Source organism: Moorena sp. SIO1G6 (assembly GCF_010672795.1).
Lineage (GTDB): Bacteria > Cyanobacteriota > Cyanobacteriia > Cyanobacteriales > Coleofasciculaceae > Moorena > Moorena producens.
Genome location: NZ_JAAHFZ010000016.1, coordinates 96,358 through 119,914 on the forward strand (window position 1 = coordinate 96,358; position 23,557 = coordinate 119,914).

Sequence of the window (23,557 nt, forward strand, 5' to 3'; positions counted from 1 at the left end):
GCTAGAAGCATTGTTTGCCAGCGTTGCCAAATGAAAAGTTTTCAACACTATCTAGCTCCTGTTGCGATTGGAGCAATTGTCGTTGGTTTCAGTAGCTATGGTTTGGTGAGTGATAACAATCCTGGTTCCCAGAAAACTCCTGTAGCGAATCTATCTGCTGAACCAGCCACCGAGGCTAGCTCTACCACTGGTGTAGCACCCTCTAATACTACTCTACCTAAGATTACTGTACCTACGGAAGAAACTCAACCAGGAACCAAGGTTGGTAAGGTCGCGCTTAAGGCTACAGTCAGCCAAGGTAATAATAATAGCAATCGAGCTAACGGAGTAATTCTTAATGTCTATCGGGCTGACAGTCAGTGTCAGTCTCTGGTATCTGAACAGGTAGCTGTACCAGTAGGAAATCCAGTAAATACAGTTATAGGAAAAGTTTTAGAGACTGGTAACTCCAGTGACTTTAATGTATCGGGATACCGCGTGAAGGTCAATGCCAATACTGGTGTGGCTACCGTCGATTTGCGCCTATCACCAGATTCCCAGCGGCAGTTTGTCTCCCTCTCCACTTGTGAGCAATTTGCCCTTTTCGGTAGTTTGCGTAAAACTCTTACTGCTAACTCTCAGTTGAATATTAAAGATGTTCGCTTCACAGAGCAAGGAGAAGATATTTATCTTTGAACTGTTCGATCAAACTTACACAAAACGTCAGTTTATGACGCTTTCAGAGGCAAACCCCATCTAAATTCCAAAACCCTTATCCAGTAAAAAGTGTATTAATAAATTAATAAAGATAAGCGATCGCTGAAATCCTTACCCTGCCAGCATGTACAAAAATAATATCCCTTTGCCCTGCCCTGTCCGCTCATCCGATGCCGACGCTACTGCTTTCGGACATGGGATGAATTGCAGCGGAAGCTAATGAATGGATATTTTTGTTTGTCCAGAGCAATCTGGTTTTGTATACATTTGTCCAAGTGTTTATGAGAAGTATCCTTCAACAAAGGTTTTGCTTGTGCAAGACCCACTGTGATTAGCCTAAACGCAATCTGCCGTACTTGTGCTACTGGTAGTTTCAGGTGCTTTGCGATCGCTTTGAGAGAAACTTTGCCTGTTGTATAATTCCACACTTTGCATTCTAAAACGTTGAGTCGATAATGGGATTGGGGTGGATCGCAGATGGTACTGACTAAACCCCAATCAGGGTCAGGCAATTGCTCAGCCAAAGCCTCCCAGTCGTGCAGTTCCCTTAATCCGATCAATGTCGCTTCTGTTGCCGGTATACTTAAACCGGTCATTTCCAGGGTTGGGATCGGCACGTTCTGCTCGAATTTAAATCGACCATCTTTGAGTTCAAACAAAGGACACACTTGCCGTTGTATTTGAATCTGAAACAACCATTTTAGTTGTGCAGTTTGTAAAATACCTTGAGTTTGGAGGTATAAACCCAGTGGCTGATTGGGAGTACATGACTGAGCTAGTGTAGTGACTATACTGTGTTTAAGCCACTGATGTTGAGCAATCAGGACAATTAAACCCTGATGGTCCAATCGATTAGCTGCTGCCACAATCCGACCCTGATACACCCAAAAGTGATGAACTGGTCGCCGGTATCCAGAAACTCTGGGTAAGGCAGTAATTCTGAGCCAACCAGTTTTCTTTCCTTTCTCTAGAAACTGAAAAAGTTCTGGCAAGTATAAGTCGCTTAGGTAACCATTAAGGGACATGTCGGGTAATTAAAACCAAGAGAGCACCTTGAAAGTGTCAACTATGAGTGACAATAAATTATATAGTGTTAGATGGTTTGTGCGGCACAATCCGAGTTTTAGCTCAACCGCGATCAGCCCCATGTGTCACCCTGGGCGTTGGCTTTTGTTTACTAAAGCCGAGAGTACTTAGGACAAATATAAGAAGTAGGTTAGCCATCGGTCTGGGCTTTCCAGGTAGAGACGCAACCTTTGAGCACTCAGCTCCTCATCAATCCCAGACAGAGGTTGTTTTTTTTATCGGAGCAAAGATGTTTCGCCATATTACTATAAGGTTGGCCAAATCGACAAAGTGCTAAGTTGGAATTAAATAAATCGTCGCTTGATGCTGATGCGTGAAAGTTCTTTTGAATAGTTGTAAACGTAGCTGAAGAACCTGGATACATAGTGTTTGATTAAAACCCTGCCTCTAAGTCTCAACTCTTTTCTTATCGAGATGAGTGCCAAAGAAATGATTGTAGTATTCAAGACTATTTTGATTACAATTTGCAGCTTTGGATTAACGGTGATATCAACTGAGCAATCAACCAAAGTCCGAGCAATGCCAAAAATTTTCCGAACTCTAAAACTCGCTCTGAGGAAATACAGTTGTGTTGAAATCCATAATTAATAGTACCTTTACTTATTACTTTAAGCAAGTTTTGATACCCTTAAAAAAGGGCTCATAATACCACATTTTACTGTCACTTAAATGTAGATATATCACATAAGTTGCTAACCAATAACGGAACTTCTTCTACTAAACCTATTGTGATTAGTCTAAAAGCAACTTGTTGCACTTTTTCTACTGGTACTCTCAGTTGCCTTGCAATTCTCTTGAGAGAAACATTGCCATTGGTGTACTCCCAAACTTGCCACTCTATAGAATCCAAACTGTATTTAGGTTGACCACCGTTGATACTGACCAAACCGCCATTCGGGTCAGGTAATTTATCTGCCAGAGCTTCCCAGTTGCGGAGCGATCGCAATCCCTTCAACATAGCTATTTTTGTTGGCATACTCAAACCCGTCATTTCTCGTGTTGGTATGGGTACATTCTGTTCAAAGTTAAACTGACCATCTCGGAGCTGAAACAAAGCACACACATGCTGTAAAATTTGCCTTCGAAATAGTTGTTTTAATTGTTCACCTTGTAAAGCACCCTGAGTTCTGAGGCATAAACCCAGAGGTTTATCTATGGCACACAGCTGAGCTAACTTAGCAATTACCCGTTCGCTAACCCCGCAGTGTTCAACAATCAGCGATACCAAACCTTGATTGTCTAACCGATCTGCAGCTGCCACCAGGTGACCCTGATATACCCAAATATAATGAATCCTCCTAGGGGTTGCTTGGTTTATTGGCAAGGGAAGCAACCTTAGCAAACCAGTTTTTTGTCCCTGGGCGATAAACTGAAACACTTCTGGTAGGGAAATATCGGTTAAATGGCCTGTAACAGACATAATTGTTAATTGGCTTCATACTAAAGGGTTAGCGGAAATTACTAATTTATAATATATTAATATTTGTTAAAAAAACACCTGGAAATCATTTTTAAAAGTCAAAGTCAACGTTTTATGACCTGAGTGGCTTGTTAATTTGAAATTAAATCCCATATCAATTTATTAATCCTCTTGAGAGAAACAATAATTGGTAACAGTTTCCGAAAGGTCAGACCCCTCAATTGATTAGGTGGTAGCGATGTTAAGATTGGTAAAAAGTTTTCCTAAAACGCTTCTACCTTAAGATCTGGAATACCAAAATTATTGCTATGGGCAGATAAATTTTCCAACAAATTTTATATTTAACACGCGAGGGGAAAAGCACATTCATAGGCTATAAACGGTTGTATACCCTGTTCTATACCCTATTGGTAAGGCTTGATTTTTTAGTTAGACTCTGATCAGTAATTGCTTACTAGGGTTGGATCAAAATCTTTCAACTGACGCCCTCGCCAATAGGCTGTGCATCCACAACCTACGTTACCCTTCATTGAATGGCTATACTTAATGGCAAGGGCTACTCTAGCCAAAAGCCACCTCAAAGAAGAACAACAACGCCTATGGGCGCGAAAGCGGCTTCCCATAAGGGCATCATATCTGTACGAGAATCCATTCAGGGTAAGCCCTACAAACTCTATGGGCTGCAACCTATTTTTTTGAGATTAGATTCCCCCTTCAGATGAAAGCCCACAAAAATCAATCTCTTGGTGCGCATTCCCTAACGCTTTAAAAAAGCGTGGGGTTCCACGGTTTGAAAAATCGCGGGATCAAACCGCCAAACTACTATTGCCTGACTTCCCACCCAATATTCGGATTAGAAACAAAGCAACGAAGGTTTGCGACTTGGATCAATGAACGTCGATTCCGACGGAAAGTCTGCACTTTCGCTCTTGCTGAACTATTGTCGGATTCGACTAAATAAGCTTTACACCCTAATGAGGTCATAAAAATGACCTATGCTTGATGGCTACTCTCAAGCTTTATACTTTTGAGCCTAACTCCAAATCAAAGATCAATATCTTTGAACCGATAATCTTTAAAGTATCTTTATATTAGAGCCAATTGTGAAATAGTCGAGTAAGTTGTAAATAAAATGTGAATGTATCGGTTCCATTTTTCACGTCCTACCTAGTAGCAATTGGGTTTAATGGATCAAAATCAGCTTGGTGTAAGGCTCAGAAAGCTTTGCTCACCTACTGAAAAATTACTACTGAAAAATTACTACTGACTGATCTTTCCAGCTAGGGATTGAGCTGGGAATACACAATCTTGACCAGTGGCTTTGGCTCGCTCAATAGCCTCATCAGCGGCTCGATAGAGGCTTTCGATGTCTGTGCCATCCTCAGGGTACTCTGCCACCCCAGCACTAAATGTTACCTGCACTAGATCACAGTCATCAAATTCTTCACTAACAGTCTCCAAAATTTCTTGGAGCCTTCTGACCCCAGCCTGTCGATTGAGACCATACATCCCGATGAAGAACTCCTTACCTCCCCAGCGGGCAACTATATCCTCGCTGCGAAACTTTTGCCGCAAGATTTGTCCCAACCGCCTAAGCATTCTATCTCCCATCACATGACCAAATTGCTCATTCACCTGCTTTAAGTTGTTTAAATCCAATAAGGCATAGCAAAGAGGTTGATGGTACCGTTGGGATAAGCGCAGTAATCGGTTAAATTCTATGGTAGATTGACGACGATTAGCCACACCAGTTAATTGGTCAGTTTCTCCTAAACTACGGAGCAGTTTGGTACGCTCTAGACGATGGAAAACACGGGTGACTAACTCGGATTTCGTTATCGGTTTAAAGATATAGTCATCAGCTCCAGCTTGATAAATGCGGTGAATTGTTTCAGAGTCTAGGTGTTCACAAAGCAATAGGATAGGTAATCCATGCCAGATGCGATCATTGCGCACAACTTGGCACAGTTCAATCCCATTGAATTGGGGCATGTCTAAATCCAAAATCAGTAGATCAGGTCCTGTCGCTTCGAGCTGTTCCCAAAATTGATCGGGTTCTTCTAAGGTAATAATCTGCACTCCTAAAGGTTGTAGGAAGTGTCGTATACTTTCGAGCACTAGGGGATCATCGTCTACTGCCAGGACTTTGGCGGTGGAAGGTCTGTCTTGATTTAAGACATCTTCAACGGTTTCTAGTAACTGTATTGGGGTAACGGGTTTGGATAAAAACGCCCTTCCTCCCTGACGAGCAACCTCAACGCGATCGCTAAACCGATTTTGCTGTGTAGAAACGATTACTGGGATTTGAGGGTATTGGTTCTGGAAATATTTTAGGAGTGCGATTCCGACCTCTGGATAATTGGGAAACATCAAGTCCAGTAGCACAACATCAGGTATTTCTTGATCCATGACAACTCTGGCTTCCCTGGGATCTAGGACAACTTTTACTTGCATATCCCAATTGACTGCTTCTCTTTCCAACTGTTGTGTCAGTTGCACGTCTCCATCGATAACTAAAATCAAGGGAAGCTTTTTTGGGAATTGGTCGGGTGCCAGGGGTTCTGATCTATCATCCTCGGTTAGTTCAGAGTCTTTTAATACAGTAATGGTAGGATTATCTTCCAACTCACTACTGACATCACCAGAGAATGGTGATGGAGGTTGCTGGAGTTCTTCAGACAGAAGTGCTACCAAAGATGCCAGATTTTGAATATTAGTTGGGGAGGTTAGCTGCTGTAATTGAGGACTAGGCAATTCTATTTGGTTGTCATAGTTCCTGCGTCTTGACAGATATCTACCTTTACCGGAGTTCCTTGTCTTGGTTATACTGACTTCCTGTAGCCAGTACTCAATAGTTTGGGCTAGCCGTGATCCTTCCACTAAGCCAAACTTATCTAAAGCTCTAACGAGCTTGTGGACTTGCTGCTGGGCTTGTTTTCGCAGATCCTCAGTAAGATGTCCGGCTTCGAGAGCATTAACTGCCTGTTCTAAAGTGGCAAACTGACGCCACATGGTTCCTTTAGAACGCTCCCAAGGCTGATTGAACCTGGTTGGGGTTGGTTTGAGTTTCTTTCTGATGCTCCTCGGTAAGCTCTTGAGGCGATAGCCCATACCATAGACAGTTTCAATCATATCATCAGCTTCAACACTCTTGAGCTTGCGCCTTAACCCCTTAACATGTGCCCTAACTGTTTCTGGTGAAGGAGGGTCTTCAAATGACCACAGATGTCCGAGAATGAAACTCTGACTAAATACTCGGCGCGGATGGCTCAAGAATAGTTCTAGAAGACCGTATTCCTTTGGTGAGAGATGGAGCAGTTGACCTTTATAAGTTACTTCACAGGTACTCGGGTCTAGGCAGACATCACCCCATTCCAGTAGCCTTAATCCAGAAACACTGTGGTGACGCAGTAATGTCCTAATTCGAGTCAACAGATTCTTGGCTGTAAAGGGTTTAACAATATAATCATCAGCTTCAGCATTAAGCTTGACTTGCTCAGCAGTAGCTGCTTGAGAAAGCAACAGCAAAATCCCTCTATCATAGCTTGCCTGCCGTAGTCGCTTACACAAGCTGATACCATCGAGCTTGGGTAAATCCACTTCCAGCACAATCAGATCATAGGTAAAGGCTTGAGCATACTCGCAACCTTCTTCCCCATCTCCAGCAATATTTACAATATAATTCTGCTCTCTCAACACTTTACTCAAGGTTAGAGCTAGAGCATTGTCATCCTCTACCAGCAAAAGTCTCATGAACAATCCTGCTGTAAGCCTAGTCCTTTACAAATTTTGGATAAACACAGAACACTCAAAAATATACCTCTTTTGACAGATGCTATATGTAGTTTCTTGATATGTGTTCATCACTATTTGGGTTTTACCATTAGTAACGGCTAGTTGCACTGGATCATCTCAAAATTCTGTAAAGAGTGTGTAAAGATTGTGTCAAATTGAGAAGTGAGCCTTCCCTCTGTTGGTGGGCGTTCACCCTTAGCTCTGTTGGTGTGCATTCACCCTTAGCTCTGTTGGTGGGCGTTCACCCTTGTCGGGAAACCCGACCGGGGTCACACCGCGTCGCAAAAAGGGCGCGCTTCGCACCGCATCTTTGATCGGAACTTAGGATTCAGTGGCGTTACCACTGCTTAAAAAAAAGGGTCGCGTGGGAAGCCTCTGTTATTCGAGAACACTAGAAAGAGTGATAATACCAAATTGAACTCAAATTCGTAAGTCATTCTCTTGGTAGGGGTTCCCTAGCACTTTTTCAAAGCCCTAGGTTGCACCGCTTGCAGTTGTTATTAGTCCTTTGTCACCACTCGAGAACCAATTGAGTAATAGAACTTGAGAAATTCAGGCTTGATGTTGGTTTCTGGAAAATCTATGGATTTATAGCCATCAAAGCTCTGAAAACTCTCAAAATATACCATTTCCGACCCTGTCGTTCTTTTCGGTGGACTAAAGCCAACACTCTACAACTAGGCAGGAGTTACTCAATACTGGGCAACACAGTCTATAACTAGTAGGGGGCGTTATTAACGGAAGCTACAGGTAAAACTGCTGCGTAAGTTCTGCTAGGGTGGGACTTATCCACCCTACTACTAACCTAAATTACTAGTTATCAAAAAACACCTCAAAATGGCTTAAAGACACCAAAACTTAGTATCGCTAGATCCTAAATTTAGATTTTACGGCGATCAGCCCACACTCTAGCCATTAGGGGGAGTGTGGTAGATGTCGCATTTAATGATATATTTTACTAGCACTATTAATGCTTGAATCACAGAATCCCGTTGATTGGCATTGAGGCTGACCATCGGGGGTCGATTGCTTTCATCCACAAAGCCCAACGCGATCGCTACATCCTCTTCTGACCAAGCTCCTTCACAATCAACATGGGTTAGACCAATCACTAGGGGAATTTTCACACGCTGTCCCATAAAACTGAGCAGGCGACGGGAAGAGCTAAACTGACTGGGACGATGGGCATCAACAAGGAGTATGTAAGCATGCGCTTTCCGAATCAGGATATCCCACATGAAATCAAAGCGAGACTGTCCTGGAGTACCATATAAATGTAGCGCCATATCTTGAGCAAATTCCAAACGCCCAAAGTCCATCGCTACTGTAGTTTTTTGCTTAATTTTAGTTGTCACGTCCGTTGCTAGGCAATCTGTATCCACTACATCAATTTCGCTAACCGAGCGAATGAAAGAGGATTTTCCAGCACCCACGGCACCGGTTACAACTAGACGCATAATTTCCACGCTTATTTGCTGTTAGCCGTTCTGAAGCAGAATCGGAAACACGACAACATTATTGTCAACCACAGGATTAGGATTACCATACTCTGATTGCAGAAAAACTACCATTAACTCCAAAAAGTACCTAGCTGTTATTAATCGTTATTACCTCCTTAAGAAACCAAGTAAGTGTTGCACAAAGCGATTGCTCAGCTCTTGAGGATTGTCCTCCTCAGTTCGATTTGCCCCAACGGCGACTGGCTCTAATCCCTGTGATTGCCAATAGTTCTGTTGATATGAAGTAAGCATAGGCACTTCTGCGACTAAACCCACGCTAATCAGCCGGAAGGATATCTGTTGAACCGTTTCCAGAGACTTCCCCAACCGAGTAGCAATATCAGTGAGGGGAATCGACCCATTGGCTAATTTCCAAACTGCAGCTTCCATAGGGTCTAGCCCTAACTGGCGATGACCAACCATCGCCCTAGATAGTGCTGAGGTTGTCTCAGGTAGCTTGTCTGCTAATCCAGTCCAATCTGGTAGAGCTCGCAGACCAATTAGAGTTGCTTTGGTAGCTGAGATGCTTAAACCCGTCATTTCTATCGTGGGCAAGGTTGCCTTAGAGTCAAACCTAAATTTAGCATCTTTGAGCCGGAATAAGCCACAAACTGAGCGTATAACCTGGGCATGAAATAGTAGTCTCAACTGCTCTGGATGCAGAAATCCCTTAGTCTTCAAGTACAAACCAATCGGTTTATTCGCCGGACATCGATTTACCTGTTCATTAATTACCTCAGGGCTCAGCCAACCCCGCTGACACATCATTTTCAGCAGGCATTGGTGATCCAGACGATAGCTAACTGCCAAGATCCGACCTTGGCGCAGTAGAATATGTCGAGCTTTTATTTCCTGACTATGCCTACTTAGCTTGAATCGGAGGGTTAGTAATCCAGTTTTGTTTCCTTGATCGAGGAACTGAAACAATTCTGGGAGGGAAAATTCCGCTAAAGAACTCGTGATAGCCATTACTTGCCAATAATAAAGAAAGTCACCTATTACTAGGCTTAAGTTTATTGATAGTCACAAGACATAATGAATAATCTATTTTTTTTGATCGATTTTTTCGGATTTTATATTAAAGTTATTAAATTTTAATTATTTTACAATACAATTCTAACCATTGGGTTAGTAATTCCCTAAGTGTAAAGTCAAAAATTTCTATCTTATGACTGATGCGTAAAATGAAGATATAAGCCTTAGAGAGGAGAGGTTCAGCAGGGTTTCTGACATTGGCAATCTGACATTGGCAATAGGCTTAACTCAAACCTGGCGCTTAGATAGTTTTCCCACTATAGCCACTTCCAGTTAATACGATAGGTATATTGAGTTACCTAAAATCAAAAGGATTTCTTAAATTATTCAAATAACAGCTACCATTTTTACCAAAATCATTATTATATATTATATTCAATTATTGGTCAAGATAAAATTAACCCACCCTAATCTAAGCAGTGGCAACCTTTCAGATCGTTGCTGTGGCACTTTAGCTAGAGTTTTGTTTCATAAATTCCTGGTATGCTCTGGTGAGGCTCTAAGGCAGCCTTCAAATCTGGAATCACCCGCTTGATTTCCAGCATCAGCACCCCCTGTTTAGCTGCCTTGGTGGCTAAGACTAATAGAACCGCATACTCGCCACAGTTGGTTAGTATGCCATAACCTTTATTACCTTCTACGAAAATGCGGTCTAGAATGCCTCTGGACAATTCCGAGCCAATCCGTTCACCTAGGGATAACATAGCAGCTGACATGGCTGATACTCGTTCTTCATCCATCTCGCTCGGTAAACTGGATGCTATAGGCAGCCCATCAGGAGAAACTAAAGCAGCTCCTTGAACCTCACTGGTGCTGGTGACAAAATTTTGGATAATGGTCTCCAGCTTGGCGGTATTAATGGTCATGGTTATCCATTCCTCATCAAAACGTTACTGCTCAATCGAGTTTGTCGAAAATAGAGTGATAGGGAAAGTCTAGCCAATTATTAAGGTCTAGTTGCCATACTCGGTGGTTGCCGTAAAATCGTCGGAGATGTGGCTTGGGTTAGCAGATCAGGAACTATAGCCCGAAGGTAAATAAGACCTATGAAACCTTTTCCCCCAGATCAGGAAGCCTAGGGCGTGTCTTCAAACTCCGAGTACCCCCGTTTCCCTTAAAAAAGGGGGACTTTGAGTATGGCTCCCCCCTTAATAAGGGGGGCTGGGGGGGATCTAATATCTTGCGGAAAACTTTGAAAACACACCCTAGTGTCAGACTATGGCCTAGACTCGGGTCAAATGAGCTATAATTCAGACTTTGTGGTGCCTGAAATTGCCTGGGTCGGCTTATTGGCGGGGGATTTTAATCCTAGTCAAGTGCTGGTAAAACAGCACATATCATCCGTGAGGCTGAGAATCTAAGACTATAACGCGCCAGGGTTTAGCCTGATAAGTAAGTTAATTGAACCAGTATTATAGACAAAGACTATGCGAACTCATTATTGTGGTGAACTCCGAAGCCAGCACATTGGTGAAACTGTTACCCTGTGCGGCTGGGTCTCGAAACGTCGCGACCATGGAGGTGTGATCTTCTTGGACCTACGGGATATTAGTGGTATTGTCCAAATTGTTAGTGACCCTGAGCGTACCCCTGATTCCTATAAAGATGCCGATCACCTGCGCAATGAATATGTAGTAAAGGTTACCGGACGAGTTACTAAGCGTCCTGACGAGTCCCTTAATCCCAAATTGCCTACTGGCGAGGTAGAAATTTACGCTCTTTACATTGAACTGCTCAATAAAGTGCGTAAGCAGTTGCCATTTCAGGTGTCCAGTGCTGATACTGAGTCAGTGCGAGAAGACTTACGGCTGAAGTATCGCTATTTGGACTTAAGACGCGATCGCATGAGCAAAAACGTGCAACTGCGCCATCAAGTGATTAGAGGAATTCGCCGTTACCTGGAAGATGAACAAGGCTTCATCGAAGTGGAAACCCCAGTGCTAACTCGTTCCACTCCCGAAGGTGCTAGAGACTATCTTGTCCCCTCCCGTGTGAATCCGGGTCAGTGGTACGCTCTGCCCCAATCCCCCCAATTGTTTAAGCAGCTGTTGATGGTATCGGGTATGGATCGATACTACCAGATTGCCCGGTGTTTCCGAGATGAAGACCTCAGAGCTGACCGACAGCCGGAGTTTACCCAGTTGGACATGGAAATGTCGTTTATGTCCCAAGAGGAAATTCTCCAGCTTAATGAGACATTAGTATGTCACATTTTTAAGACAGTCAAAGGTATTGATATCCCCAGACCATTCCCCCGCCTCACTTACGCTGAAGCCATGGAACGCTACGGAAGTGATAAACCCGATACTCGCTTTGGCTTAGAACTAGTCAATGTCTCTGATTTGATGAAAGATTCTGGCTTCAAAGTCTTTTCCGGTGCAGTAAAGACTGGGGGTGTAGTCAAAGTTCTACCTATTCCTGGTGGTAATGAAGCTATATCGAATGTCCGGATTAAACCAGGGGGTGACTTATTCAAAGAAGCAAGCGAAGCTGGTGCTAAGGGGATAGCTTACATCCGGGTGAGGGAAGGAGGTGAAATTGATACCATCGGGGCGATTAAGGATAACCTAAGTCATAGCCAAAAACAGCAGTTATTAGAGGCAACTGGTGCTACTGCTGGTCATTTGCTGCTTTTTGGTGCTGGTTCAGCTGACATCGTCAATAAAACCCTCGACCGCTTACGACTTGTGATTGGTCAAGAGTTAGGATTAATTGATTCAACAAAGATTAACTTACTCTGGGTAACAGACTTCCCCATGTTTGAGTGGAATGCCGATGAAAAGCGTTTAGAAGCACTGCACCACCCATTTACAGCTCCCCATCCTGATGACTTAGATGATCTGAAAACGGCTCGAGCTCAAGCCTATGACTTAGTATGGAACGGGGTAGAAATCGGTGGTGGTAGTCTCCGGATATACCAGCCAGAGATTCAGCAACAGGTTTTTGAAGCTATTGGCTTGTCTGAAGAAGAAGCTCACAGTAAGTTTGGGTTTCTGCTGGAAGCCTTTGACTATGGTGCCCCTCCTCACGGTGGGATTGCTTATGGTTTGGATCGGCTAGTGATGCTATTGGCTGGGGAAGAATCGATTCGGGATGTGATTGCTTTCCCGAAAACCCAACAAGCACGTTCTTTGCTAACCGATGCTCCAGGTGGTGTGGATGATAAACAGTTAAAGGAGTTGTACGTAGCTTCTACCTATCACGATGAAGCATGAAATATGAAGTATGAAATATTATGAAGTATCAAGTATGAAGTATCAAGACTTCATTCTTCATCTTGATTAGAAGAGCGATCGCTTGGAGGTTCATTTAACCATGCCAGTGCCGCACCGCCAACTTCTGATAGAATACTGATCAAACGATACAAGGCAACCGAACTCAGCACCACTGCCGGAGCAAAGTCATGCTCTAGTAAACCCACTGCAGTGGCTTCAAATACCCCAACTCCCCCTGGTGCCCCTGGGACAATTAAGCCCAACAGCCAAGCTACACTAAACCCACTAAGCAACAGGGGGAGTTGGCTGGGGCTGATTGGACTTAAGGCTAACAGGGTAAGCAAAAAGCCTGAACCTCGCAATCCCAAAAAGCCCAATTCCCCCAACAATGGTAGGATTGGGTAGCGCTTGACCCGGATAATCTGATCAACACCCGATTCAATGCTTTTCTTCTTACCTGTTAATTTAGCTAAATACTGTAGGCATGGGTTTAAACACCAAGGATGAATCAGTATCAGTACAGCAAACAGAATTGGGAGTTGAATGATCCGGCTGGCCAAAGGAGAGCTGATCAAAGCCAGCAATAAAGCACCTACTGCCATCATGGGAGGTTCCATTAACACGCTCAGAGTAGCTACTCCCAATGGAACTCCTGCTGTTTTCGCTGCCCAGATCCGACCATAGAAGTGCCAAACGTTACCTGGTAAGTATTTGGCAATGTTAACTTTCAGATAGATCCGGATACACCACCCAACCCCTGGTTCTTGGTCGAATTCCCGCAGCATCCAATGCCAAACCCAGCCAGTCCAGGTGTGGGCTAGTAATGTCACGCCAACAGCGATCGCTAAACAAGTCCATCCAGAAGTGCTGATCCGAATCGCTAGCACTTCTTGCCAGTTGTCTTTCAAGGCTTTTGCTAAAAAGAATAATGTCCCACCTAAGATTACCCAGCGTAGGTAAGGTTTTAGGGGTGATAGGACTCGCTTAATCGCTACATTCATTGACTATCTATTCTAGCATTTTTACAAAGTAATACGACACGAACGAAGATATCACAAATGACAGACAAAGAATGACAGTGATAAAATGCTAAAGACTCAATTAGATTACTAATAGTTGTAAATATATATCTGAAGTATAGCATTTTTTAGTAAAATTTATAAGTGTTCCTCGACTGTGATCGAGTCAGCCTGTTTACAGCAAATTGGGTTATGACGAGGTCACTATTGCAACAGTTTTTTGCCCAAGAGGATTGAGCGTTTACCGTTGACGGTTAACAGTCAAATTCAAGGATAGTCTTACCAGTAAATTACATCTTTAAGCGGCAACTTAGTATTAGACTCGCTTACACTCGAAAGCAAGGGGCTTTGTAGCAGTAGCATCACTATGCCAGAAAACATGTCGGACAAGCCATCGTTCCAAAACAAGTCAAAAGCTTTGGAACCGGAAGAAAACTTGGTCATGGGGTTGTGGGGAAAATTCACCTCACAGTTTAACGACGGAAAATCAACCTCACAGTTTCAAGACAAGTATTACCAAAGCTTAGTCTACGGTTTTCGTGACTTGAAGACAGTAGTGTTGAACACAAGGCTATCAAGGTTGGATTTCGAGCAGGTATTTGTCCCCCTAAGATTCGCTACAAAAATTCCAGGTAATAGACCATTACCTAAGACAAACTCCCATCAATCTCAGATCAGTCCGGAAATTTGGGATTTTATCGCCAAAATACCTAAAAGACCAGCCTATCGACATTTGGCAATCATTGCCCCCCCAGGAGCAGGAAAAACCACTACCTTGCAGCATTTGACCCTGACCTATGCCAACAATGCTCACCGCCAGTATAAAGCGCCAAAACTAATTCCTATAATGGTAGATTTGCGGAATACTTGCGATCGCATTACTAGTGAGCAAACACCATTATTGGCACAGCTAGTTACGAAACAAGTTGAGGAAGGGTCATTACCAGGATTTGGTCAATCCGCAGGCTTGGAGAAACCTCCTGCTAATTGGTTTCGGGATCAGTTAGACAATGGCAAATGCTTAGTGATGTTGGATGGGTTGGATGAAGTAGCTGATCCGGATCAGCGTCAGCAGGTGAGTCAATGGGTTAACCAGCAGATGCAAACCTATTCCCAAACTGCTTTTATCCTGACATATCGTCCCCAGGGCTATCGTAGTATACTGAGGTCGCAGATCGAAACAGTTTTAGAAGTACAACCATTCAATTTCAACCAAATTCAGCAATTTCTTCAGGGCTGGTATCGACAAACTAAGATTAGTAGTCGAGGAAAACAATTATCAGCTCAGAAGCAAGTTGAGGATTTAGTAGAGCGGATTAGACATAATCCCTCGATAGCTTCAATGGCAAGCAACCCACTGCTCCTAACTATGATAGCTACCCTTCACGCTTGCGGTAGCATGTTACCAGAGCGTCGGGGAGAACTTTACAGCAAAATTTGCCATGTATTGCTGGAGGTGTCATCAGCTCAGAACATCCCTATACAGCTCACAACCGTGCAAAAACAATCAGTCTTACAAAGGCTAGCACTAGGGTTGATGGAACAGGAAACTTGTGAATTCACCCCATCTGATAGTCAAGACCATTTAGCATCAGTGGCGGGGAGTCCGCTAAAACCAAAGGAATTTCTTAAGCATATAGAGACAGCTACTGGGTTATTAGTGGAAAGGAGGCTAGGGATTTACGAGTTTGTTCACCAGAGTTTTCAGGACTATTTAGCCGCTGCTCAGGTAAAGGAACTGAACCAAGAGCAGATCTTGACTAAAAACGTGGATAATCCCTGGTGGACTGAAACTATCCGCTTCTGGGCGTCGGATGCTGATGGAACTAACTTGATTCGTGCAGCCTTGGAAAAGGCTACAGAAGAGTCTTTAGCTCTTGCTTATGATTGCCTAGCGCAAGGGGTGACCGTTAAGCCTAAGCTAGAGCAACAACTCGAACAAGTCCTAGCAGCCGATTTAGCATCCCCTAATCCAGAAATTGCTCAGGTAGCTGCAGAGGTTAAGTTATCTAGGCGGTTGAATCAACTATTCCGGATTGATGACAGAATCGAAATTGCCTTGAGTTATATTACCTGTGCTGAGTATCAATTATTTTTGGATGAGACCCTAGCAGCAGGTGAGTATCATCAGCCAGATCATTGGGAAAGCAAACGGTTTATAGGGTTAGAGGGAAATCAGCCAATTACTGGAATTGGAGCTAGTGATGCAGAAGCATTTTGTAAATGGTTGACTCAAAACTACTCAACACCAGGATTCAGGTACAGATTGCCCACTTCCGATGAAGCACAGGAGTACCCAGCGATTGAACAGCCAGTAGGCTGCTGGTGCCAGGAAAAAGAACACAACGTGATTGTGGGCATAAAAGCAGCTAAGTGGAAAAATTGGCAAAAACAATTAGCTAATGTTGTTCAACTAGATATAGCTCTAGATTTAAACTTAGACTTGGAGGGGGAACTAGAACTGTTCCGATACCTAGATATCCAACTCTACCGATATTTAGAGCTTAACCTCTACCAATACCGAAACCTTTACCAAGAGCTTGAACAAAACCTCGACCTCGATCGATACCTTTACCAAAACCTTGAGCCATACCAAGACCTATACAAAGAACTCAAGCTAGGTCAATATATCCACCTCAATCCCTACCTCAACCTCGACTTTGACCGATACGAAAACCCAGATCTTAAATTACTTCGCTTCTATGTGCTGTTAGTGTTTATTGCCTGGACTGTGCGAGCTGATATTTATAAAAAAGCTGCTACCAATCCTCAAATCCTGAAACCTGTTCATTTGACAGTTGAAAATTGTCAATAATTAAGCCGTAAGTATGCCAGTAATAGAGATAAAATTGCGCCAATTTACACATTATTTTTATTAATGGATGAGCGACGAACTGGTCGAATGCCAGCTTGGGAGGGGATTCGGGTTGTTCGAGAAAAAGTTAACTAAACTATCAAATAAAAAAGGCAAAATTAAGAATAGTTATAAATTTAAATGCCTATTAGCTTACTATGGACGAAGAGGGTTAGCTAAATGCTAATAGCTAAATGTAAATCTTACGAATTTACCATTATCCTTAATCACCACAATAAACAATCAAATCAATTTCTATATCACCATTACCAGCAAGACCCATGACTCCAACCGTTGTTCGACAAGGCAACCGATTGTTAAAATAAGAAGCATATAAGTCATTCACTGTCTGGTAGTATCTAAAATCAGTCAGAAAAATGCGAGTCATAACTACCTGCTCGAAGCTAGTGCCAGCATGGTCTAAAACCAGCTTCAAGTTTTCCATTACCTGTTTAGTCTGTAAGGTGCGCTTTCCTATGGCGAATTAAATTACGGGGTCGCACCTCCTCAATTGACCCAATTATTACTTTTCCAGTGACAGGGTCCTCAGCTAGCTGTCCCGTCACAAATAGAAAATCTCCTGCCCGAACAGCGTGGGAATAAGGGGCTACAGGTGGCAGAACATTGTTCGGTAAAGTGATATATTCCAGCACGTTTTCAACTCCTTTAAAAAAAAACTTTAAATTTTTTATGAATTCGATTTTAAAGTGTGGAAATTATAATCAAGGTAGTAACTGCCAAAGTTAGCCACTTGTGGTTTATTTTTGTTAGCCTGCATGAAAGCCTTCAATTAACTCAATACCTGAGCTCCTAGAATGTCTAGACCAGTTTTATACATCGCTATCACTAGCCACGGTTTTGGTCATGCTGTACGTACTGCCTCCGTAGCTGCGGCTATTCAACGACTGTGTCCGGATATCTTACTGATTCTAGTAACAACAATACCACGCTGGTTATTAGAATCCTACATTCCGGGGGATTTTATTCATCGCCCACGGGCTTTTGATGTTGGTGTTATTCAAACCGACAGCTTAACAATGGATAAAGAGGTAACATTAACCAAACTACAGCAAATTCGCTTCAGTGCTAGATCAATTATTGCTAGTGAGGTTGACTTTATTCGTAACAATCGAGTCGGGCTGATCTTAGCCGATATTCCCCCCTTAGCTGTAGGTATTGCTCAAGCGGCTGACATTCCCTGTTGGATGATGAGTAACTTTGGCTGGGACTTCATCTATCGAGACTGGGGAGGAGAATTTGCCGAGATTGCCGATTGGATCAGTGAGTATTATCGAAAATGCGATCGCTTATTTCGCCTTCCTTTACATGAACCCATGAGCGCCTTCACCCATATCACCGATGTGGGGTTAACAGGCGGCTCCCCAGGCTACAGTGCAGACCAATTAAGGAAGAATTTTGATCTGAAGTCTCCAGAGTTTAAAACTGCTTTACTCACCTTTGGGGGATTAGGGTTGGAACAAATTCCTTACCACAATCTATCTAGATTCCCTGACTGGCAGTTTATCACATTTGACTCTCAAGCACCAGATTTACCCAATTTACTTAAAATCAAGGATCACGACTATCGACCAGTGGATTTCATGCCCTTGTGCTCGCGAGTGATTTCCAAACCGGGATACAGTACTTTTGCCGAAGCGTTACGCCTGGATATCCCAATTGCTTCAGTTACCCGCTCTGGATTTGCTGAAGCCGCTATCCTAATAGAAGGGGTGCAAGACTACGGTCACCATCAGATTTTAACACCGACAGAATTTTTCCACGGCAAGTGGGAATTTCTCCATCATACTCCCAAGCCTCCCAGAAAATCTCAAAGCTTGGTAAAGGATGGAACAGACAAGATTGCTAAAGATATTGTTAACTACCTCCAGACTTACACTAAATAGCCTAAATAGCCCCTGCCATGATATCTACCGTAGATTCGCTTATAGAACAGATCCAGAATAGCCACAATTCTATCCCAAAGTCCATCGACACACCAGAAACCTCTATCACTCAAGAGCAGACGTCTTTCCCAAGCCTGGAGTTGGCAGCACGAGACGTTCGTATGGTGCTCGATCAACAAAGGGAGCGCAGTCAAACCTTGACCACAAAACTCAATATCTTGTTTGTCACTAACGGAGCCTTATTAACGAGTTTAACCATCTCTGGGCTAGTATTTTTCCGCAGCCCCTTTGGTATTGCTGAGATACTGGGATTTATGCTTAATTTTACCCTACTAATCCGTGCTTTTCTCCCGCGTCAGATAGCAGTCAGTCCCAACTTGGGAGATAAAAAATTCCTAGAACGCTACCTGGTACTCTCACCAGAACAATACCAACTACAGATGCTGGTTAATCTGGTAGAGGCTTATAATGCAAACAGGCAGCGATTAGAAGATTTTTCTCTATCGTTGAAGTATTCTGCTTATGTAACTTGGGGGGTTGCCTTGATTATTACGTTGAATGTCATAGCAGAGTTTTGCATTCCTGCGCTTAAACTGATGTGATGTATTGTTGGCTTTCGCTCAGACTATGAATTCTAAACAGGTTAATAACAAACCCTCTGGAGAACCCTTGAGTTTACCGGAACCAGACCCAGAGAACATCACTGTCTTGACCCGTAACCTGCCCAACGAGCCAATTCTGCCCTGGAATCACTATGATTCCCCTTGGCGTGAAGGGGAACCGGAGAATCCAGAGGCATCGGAAAATTCCGAGCAGGCAGATGAGTCGAGTGACAATCAATCTGCAACTGAGCCAGAATCAGCAGAAAAGCCAGAGTTATCAGAAACTGCTGCTCAACTGGATAAGTTGTATACAGAAGAATTGGCAGAATTGGCAACTGTCCCTGAGTCGTTATCAGAAGATACTCTAGAGTCATCAGAAACTGCTGCTGTGGTGGATAAGTCTGCTGACAATCCACCAACAGCTGTAGCCACAGAAACCTCGGAAACACCTGTGGTGGATAAGTCTGTTGACAATCCACCAACAGCTGTAGCCACAGAAACCTCGGAAACACCTGTGGTGGATAAGTCTGTTGACAATCCACCAACAGCTGTAGCCACAGAAACCTCGGAAACACCATCGGAGGAACTAAAACAGCTCGGGTAGCAGTGGCTCGATTAACTAACCCTTCTATGACTCATTATCAACAACGACTCAAAATTAGGACTACCGGTAAATCGTTCTCCAACATTACCGGGAAAGTTCAATCCGTGGTTGCTACATCAGGACTGGAGACTGGATTGTGTACGATATTCCTGCGTCATACCTCCGCAAGTTTGGTAATTCAGGAAAATGCTGATCCTGATGTGCTCATGGATTTATCGAACTTTTTTGCTAAATTAGTACCAGAAGATGGCAAAAGCTATAGCCATAGTGCCGAAGGTCCCGATGATATGCCTGCTCATATCCGGACTGCGCTGACTAAAACATCGGAACAGATTCCTATTGCTCAGGGGAGATTGCTCCTAGGAACCTGGCAAGGCATTTATATTTGGGAGCATCGGCGACAGGCTCACTACCGGGAGTTGGTGGTGCATATCGCAGGGATTTAATATCAACCAATATCTATTCTAACTATTACCTAAATTCATTACCTATAAGAATAAATGCTGACCAGTACTAAGGGTGACTGTATTCAGGAGTCAATAGCCACGAGAGTTGTGCTTGCTGTAGGGCTTGAGTATTAGTGATGTTTTCTTTTGGAAGGGTTTTGTAAAAAGCATCCGTCAGCACCTCGGTGCCTTGGGCATCAAGCAACCACACTGATATCAGATTTGGGTTGATCGCTATTGACTTATCTGCCAACAGGTCTGCTAACCTATGTCTTTAAAGCAGATTAGGATTTTTTACCATTGTGAGTGCAAAGGGTCTGCCTCAAACCACTGCCTACGTCAGAATTACGCGGCACTGCTGGCAACAGGGCAAGATTGAAGGGGAAGTTCAAGCCGCAGACTATGAATGGCAGTTTCAGTGGCATTTTCGGGTAAGTCAGCTGTTAGTCACCCCCTCTCTCGGACGTGCCTTGATTCAGGAACCCCTGGGGCGATTTTTAGAACAGTGCGATTACCAGCTCGAACCAGGGGGAAACTATGCTTTTACGATTCGAGCCGAACTATAGCATTTATCAATTCCGTGAGGTACAAAGTTCATGGTTTTAGGGAGTAGGGAGTAGTGAATCGGGAATCGGGAGTAGGGAATCGGGAGTAGGGAACTTATGTACCTCATAACTATGATAAACGCTATATTCTCAGAAGGGATAAGAGAGGGAAGTCAGGAAAGTCAGGAAAGTCAGGGATGTGGGTAAGTTGATCACAGGCTTGAGCATCCTGTCAATAGCTCATGCCCAAGGGAAGACGACGATATCCCTTCTAGCTTTTGCCTTTGATTATATAGCGCTCGATTAACAAAATTGCCACAATATCATCAATGGGTCGAGGAGGTTGGCGCATTCCTTGGGGAATGAGCCGTTGGAACCCTCTGGGAGGATACATTTGCCAGTAGCGTGGGCGAGCTTCTAAACTACTGTAGCGCTCATCTACCAGGACAATAGGTACTGATGCTGGTAATTCCTCCTTGATTTTCCGTTTCCATCTCTTGGCAGTAGTTTGGTCTCCCATGACAATAGTTTCAATGGGGAATTGTTGACACAGTTGCTGGAGTTTTGCGATCGCATTTCCTGAAGCGACTACCTCATGGGTTAGCAGCTGACCCTCTTTTTCCATCACTGCTACACCACATTTATCTCGTCCTGGATCGAAGCCTAAAATCATCTCAAGTCACGGGTTATATAAATCTTTGTCAAAATTGCTAATCTGGCAACACAACTAGTACTGTCCACTAACCCTACCCTAAAAGTAGAGTGATTGCCTAAATCCTGATTGGTATTAATCATGGGCGAAAGGAACCTTGAGACAACACCATTACACCAGATGAACCCAGAGAGTCGATTTTCTGAGCTGGTGGCAGATTATGCCAAATACCGACCCAGTTACCCAGCTGTAGCTATCGACAAGATTCTGGAAGGACTTGAGAACAGAGGGCAACTGGTAGCTGCGGATATTGGTGCAGGAACAGGAATTTCCTCTCGGCTACTAGCGATGGCGGGGAGTGCGAGTTATTGCCATCGAACCCAATACTCAGATGAGACAAGCTGCTACGACCCATCGATTGGTTGAAATCCGGGATGGAACTGCTCAACAGACCAACTTACCAGGGTAAGCGCAAGAAAAACGAACTCATAATATGCTCAGGGTAAACGTAGATAAAAAAATAGCCAAAAATACAGACATATAAAAATAAGTATGTATTTAAACCGAGAAGGCTAAAAGAATATTGCTGAGGAGCAGGTCAAATTCGTAGAACAAATGTACTAAAATAAGTCATGACTGCTACTGAAGCCCCGAAAACACTGTAGTTCAAGGGTCTGCATAAGTGACATGCTCCCTGAGTTTTTCGTGAGATATGAGTTTTTCTATGAGTTTTTCTATGAGTTTTATGAGTTTTTCTATGAGTTTTGGGAGTATGTCAAATTTGTAGAACAAATGTACGAAAATAACTCATGACTGCTACTGAAGCCCCGAAAACACTGTAGTTCAAGGGTTTGTAGTTCAAGTGTTCTTACAAAATTGACCTGCTCCCCAAATATTCGGGTATTGTGACATGCTCCCCCTATTACCGATTCCCCATTCCCCATTCCCCAGATAATGTACTAATGTTGCTGGATAAGTGACATGCTCCCTGAGTTTTTCGTGAGATATGAGTTTTTCTATGAGTTTTTCTATGAGTTTTTCTATGAGTTTTATGAGGTTCAGAGATATAAAACAGGGCTAATATTATTTTGTTCTCACAAATTGATGGGGAGCAAGTCTATGTTCCAGAACAAATGAACTATGTACCATAGGAGCTTGGCTTTTACCCATGAGGGGGCTATAGCTTTAGTACAAATGTTCTACATAAGTGACATGCTCCCTATTGCTGTACTGCCCATGAAGTTGTGGAACAGACAAAAAGTTCTCAACACTCTTTGTGTAAACTCAACCCAAGACAGCCTAAAACAGCGTTGCTGAATCCAAAAATGGTTTACTAAAAATAAAACCATGGAATGCTCTAAATGTCATAGTCATAAAACTCATAAATATGGTCATCAAAGAGGAAAACAAAGATATAAATGCAACGAATGTGGACGGCAATTTATAGAGGTTAAAACTGAGCGTGGTTACGATGAAAAAACTAAATTTCTCTGCATAAAAGCGATGCAGCGCGGTTTTGGGGGTTCCCCCCATGAGCGACTGTATCAAGACAATGTATCTAAATGGCATGGATTAAGGTATGGCCGTTCAACTTAACGGTCTGCGACGGCAGGTTGAACGCGCACGCGTGACCAAAGGTCAATCCTCATTGGCAAAGGGGTATCAGCTACCTGAAAATCGGTCTGCGCTGGCTAATGGGAGTTCTCCACAAAGGTCGTCCACTTTTAACACCTATCCCCTTGCGATCCCATTGACCCGCAACCGTGCTAAGCGCCGCTCTTAAAGCCCGTGAGGATTTTTATGTTCGCGTAGCGTGACTGCATGTCAATCGCATCTGGTTCTCACGGATTCAGTCGTTACAGTGTCGAGCCTGATACGCATCGGTTTCACGCAGATGTGTCAGGCAGTCAGGATAGGTTCTATAGCAATCCTAAATCATTTGTAAAATATGCAAAATCGTAAATCCTTACTGGGCAAGGGTTATAGCGATAGCTTCGCCGAATATATTTCACGAATCATAAAGGATTGCTATAGACAATTTTCTATGGGTTTACTGTGGTATATTCCTTTCTATCGCTCGGTTTATTGACCCCTCAGGGTAAACGCATCTTGTCAATAAAGTGGGGGTATTTCTCAATAAACCAGGTTTTATTGTGCTTATTGACAATTGGTTGGTTTTCCACAT

General features: G+C 43.3%; 19 protein-coding genes and 2 pseudogenes. 10 read left to right on the forward strand and 11 right to left on the reverse strand.

Annotation, left to right across the window (positions count from 1 at the left end):
* The first annotated feature begins 30 nt into the window (after nt 1–30).
* The gene (locus F6K63_RS17485; RefSeq protein ID WP_008182005.1) at nt 31–675 is read left to right on the forward strand and encodes a hypothetical protein; all 645 of its coding nucleotides are present in this window, start codon (nt 31–33) and stop codon (nt 673–675) included.
* Nucleotides 676–875: 200 nt separating this feature from the next.
* On the opposite strand, the gene F6K63_RS17490 is transcribed toward F6K63_RS17485, so the two are convergent.
* The 6 genes from F6K63_RS17490 to F6K63_RS17515 form a co-directional block, all read right to left on the reverse strand.
* On the reverse strand, nt 876–1,721 hold the full coding sequence (locus F6K63_RS17490; protein WP_287312772.1) for a DUF4388 domain-containing protein: 846 nt from the start codon (nt 1,719–1,721) through the stop codon (nt 876–878).
* A 722-nt stretch (nt 1,722–2,443) separates the two neighbouring features.
* Entirely contained in the window at nt 2,444–3,202 is a 759-nt protein-coding gene (locus F6K63_RS17495; RefSeq protein WP_287312773.1) for a DUF4388 domain-containing protein, read from the reverse strand.
* 1,260 nt (nt 3,203–4,462) lie between these two features.
* The gene (locus F6K63_RS17500; protein WP_287312774.1) at nt 4,463–6,955 is read right to left on the reverse strand and encodes a response regulator; all 2,493 of its coding nucleotides are present in this window, start codon (nt 6,953–6,955) and stop codon (nt 4,463–4,465) included.
* 950 nt (nt 6,956–7,905) lie between these two features.
* Nucleotides 7,906–8,454, reverse strand: coding sequence for a GTP-binding protein (locus tag F6K63_RS17505; RefSeq protein ID WP_287312775.1), 549 nt, complete (start codon nt 8,452–8,454; stop codon nt 7,906–7,908).
* Between the two features lie 150 nt (nt 8,455–8,604).
* Nucleotides 8,605–9,465 carry a DUF4388 domain-containing protein gene (locus F6K63_RS17510; protein ID WP_008181986.1) on the reverse strand — a complete coding sequence of 287 codons (861 nt, stop codon included), beginning with the start codon at nt 9,463–9,465 and terminating at the stop codon, nt 8,605–8,607.
* A gap of 521 nt (nt 9,466–9,986) precedes the next feature.
* Nucleotides 9,987–10,397, reverse strand: a complete 411-nt coding sequence (locus tag F6K63_RS17515) for a roadblock/LC7 domain-containing protein (RefSeq protein ID WP_008181985.1) — start codon at nt 10,395–10,397, stop codon at nt 9,987–9,989.
* A gap of 561 nt (nt 10,398–10,958) precedes the next feature.
* Here F6K63_RS17515 and aspS point away from each other — a divergent pair.
* On the forward strand, nt 10,959–12,746 hold the full coding sequence (aspS, locus tag F6K63_RS17520; protein ID WP_008181984.1) for an aspartate--tRNA ligase: 1,788 nt from the start codon (nt 10,959–10,961) through the stop codon (nt 12,744–12,746).
* Between the two features lie 50 nt (nt 12,747–12,796).
* On the opposite strand, the gene F6K63_RS17525 is transcribed toward aspS, so the two are convergent.
* Nucleotides 12,797–13,747 (reverse strand): lysylphosphatidylglycerol synthase transmembrane domain-containing protein, encoded by a 951-nt coding sequence (locus F6K63_RS17525; protein ID WP_008181983.1) that lies wholly within the window; start codon nt 13,745–13,747, stop codon nt 12,797–12,799.
* A gap of 385 nt (nt 13,748–14,132) precedes the next feature.
* Here F6K63_RS17525 and F6K63_RS17530 point away from each other — a divergent pair, with 385 nt between their 5' ends.
* Nucleotides 14,133–16,580, forward strand: a complete 2,448-nt coding sequence (locus F6K63_RS17530; protein WP_287312776.1) for an NACHT domain-containing protein — start codon at nt 14,133–14,135, stop codon at nt 16,578–16,580.
* A gap of 262 nt (nt 16,581–16,842) precedes the next feature.
* Here the strand turns inward: F6K63_RS17530 and F6K63_RS37890 are convergent.
* A pseudogene (locus F6K63_RS37890) lies at nt 16,843–17,272 on the reverse strand (RidA family protein).
* Nucleotides 17,273–17,434: 162 nt separating this feature from the next.
* Here F6K63_RS37890 and F6K63_RS17545 point away from each other — a divergent pair.
* Genes F6K63_RS17545 through F6K63_RS17560 form a run of 4 tightly spaced genes read left to right on the forward strand, consistent with a single transcriptional unit; the run spans nt 17,435 to nt 20,175 of the window.
* Nucleotides 17,435–18,523, forward strand: coding sequence for a glycosyltransferase family protein (locus F6K63_RS17545; protein ID WP_008181979.1), 1,089 nt, complete (start codon nt 17,435–17,437; stop codon nt 18,521–18,523).
* A gap of 17 nt (nt 18,524–18,540) precedes the next feature.
* Complete coding sequence (locus F6K63_RS17550) at nt 18,541–19,125, forward strand: hypothetical protein (RefSeq protein WP_202799179.1); 585 nt, start codon at nt 18,541–18,543, stop codon at nt 19,123–19,125.
* Nucleotides 19,126–19,150: 25 nt separating this feature from the next.
* Nucleotides 19,151–19,729 (forward strand): hypothetical protein, encoded by a 579-nt coding sequence (locus tag F6K63_RS17555; protein ID WP_287262832.1) that lies wholly within the window; start codon nt 19,151–19,153, stop codon nt 19,727–19,729.
* A gap of 26 nt (nt 19,730–19,755) precedes the next feature.
* Nucleotides 19,756–20,175 (forward strand): secondary thiamine-phosphate synthase enzyme YjbQ, encoded by a 420-nt coding sequence (locus F6K63_RS17560; protein WP_287253133.1) that lies wholly within the window; start codon nt 19,756–19,758, stop codon nt 20,173–20,175.
* Between the two features lie 67 nt (nt 20,176–20,242).
* Here F6K63_RS17560 and F6K63_RS17565 read toward each other — a convergent pair whose 3' ends face one another.
* The gene (locus tag F6K63_RS17565; protein WP_071102475.1) at nt 20,243–20,428 is read right to left on the reverse strand and encodes a hypothetical protein; all 186 of its coding nucleotides are present in this window, start codon (nt 20,426–20,428) and stop codon (nt 20,243–20,245) included.
* A 49-nt stretch (nt 20,429–20,477) separates the two neighbouring features.
* Here F6K63_RS17565 and F6K63_RS17570 point away from each other — a divergent pair, with 49 nt between their 5' ends.
* On the forward strand, nt 20,478–20,741 hold the full coding sequence (locus F6K63_RS17570; protein ID WP_008191512.1) for a DUF3146 family protein: 264 nt from the start codon (nt 20,478–20,480) through the stop codon (nt 20,739–20,741).
* Here F6K63_RS17570 and F6K63_RS17575 read toward each other — a convergent pair.
* Nucleotides 20,711–20,848 carry a hypothetical protein gene (locus F6K63_RS17575; protein ID WP_154659990.1) on the reverse strand — a complete coding sequence of 46 codons (138 nt, stop codon included), beginning with the start codon at nt 20,846–20,848 and terminating at the stop codon, nt 20,711–20,713. The genes F6K63_RS17570 and F6K63_RS17575 overlap by 31 nt on opposite strands.
* A 143-nt stretch (nt 20,849–20,991) precedes the next feature.
* Entirely contained in the window at nt 20,992–21,393 is a 402-nt protein-coding gene (locus F6K63_RS17580; protein WP_287253126.1) for a pre-16S rRNA-processing nuclease YqgF, read from the reverse strand.
* 120 nt (nt 21,394–21,513) lie between these two features.
* Here F6K63_RS17580 and F6K63_RS17585 point away from each other — a divergent pair.
* Both F6K63_RS17585 and F6K63_RS37895 read left to right on the forward strand, forming a co-directional pair.
* Nucleotides 21,514–21,832 (forward strand): annotated as a pseudogene (locus tag F6K63_RS17585) (class I SAM-dependent methyltransferase); the annotation flags it as partial.
* A gap of 887 nt (nt 21,833–22,719) precedes the next feature.
* Complete coding sequence (locus F6K63_RS37895) at nt 22,720–22,968, forward strand: IS1/IS1595 family N-terminal zinc-binding domain-containing protein (protein WP_502708324.1); 249 nt, start codon at nt 22,720–22,722, stop codon at nt 22,966–22,968.
* Nucleotides 22,969–23,557 lie beyond the last annotated feature (589 nt).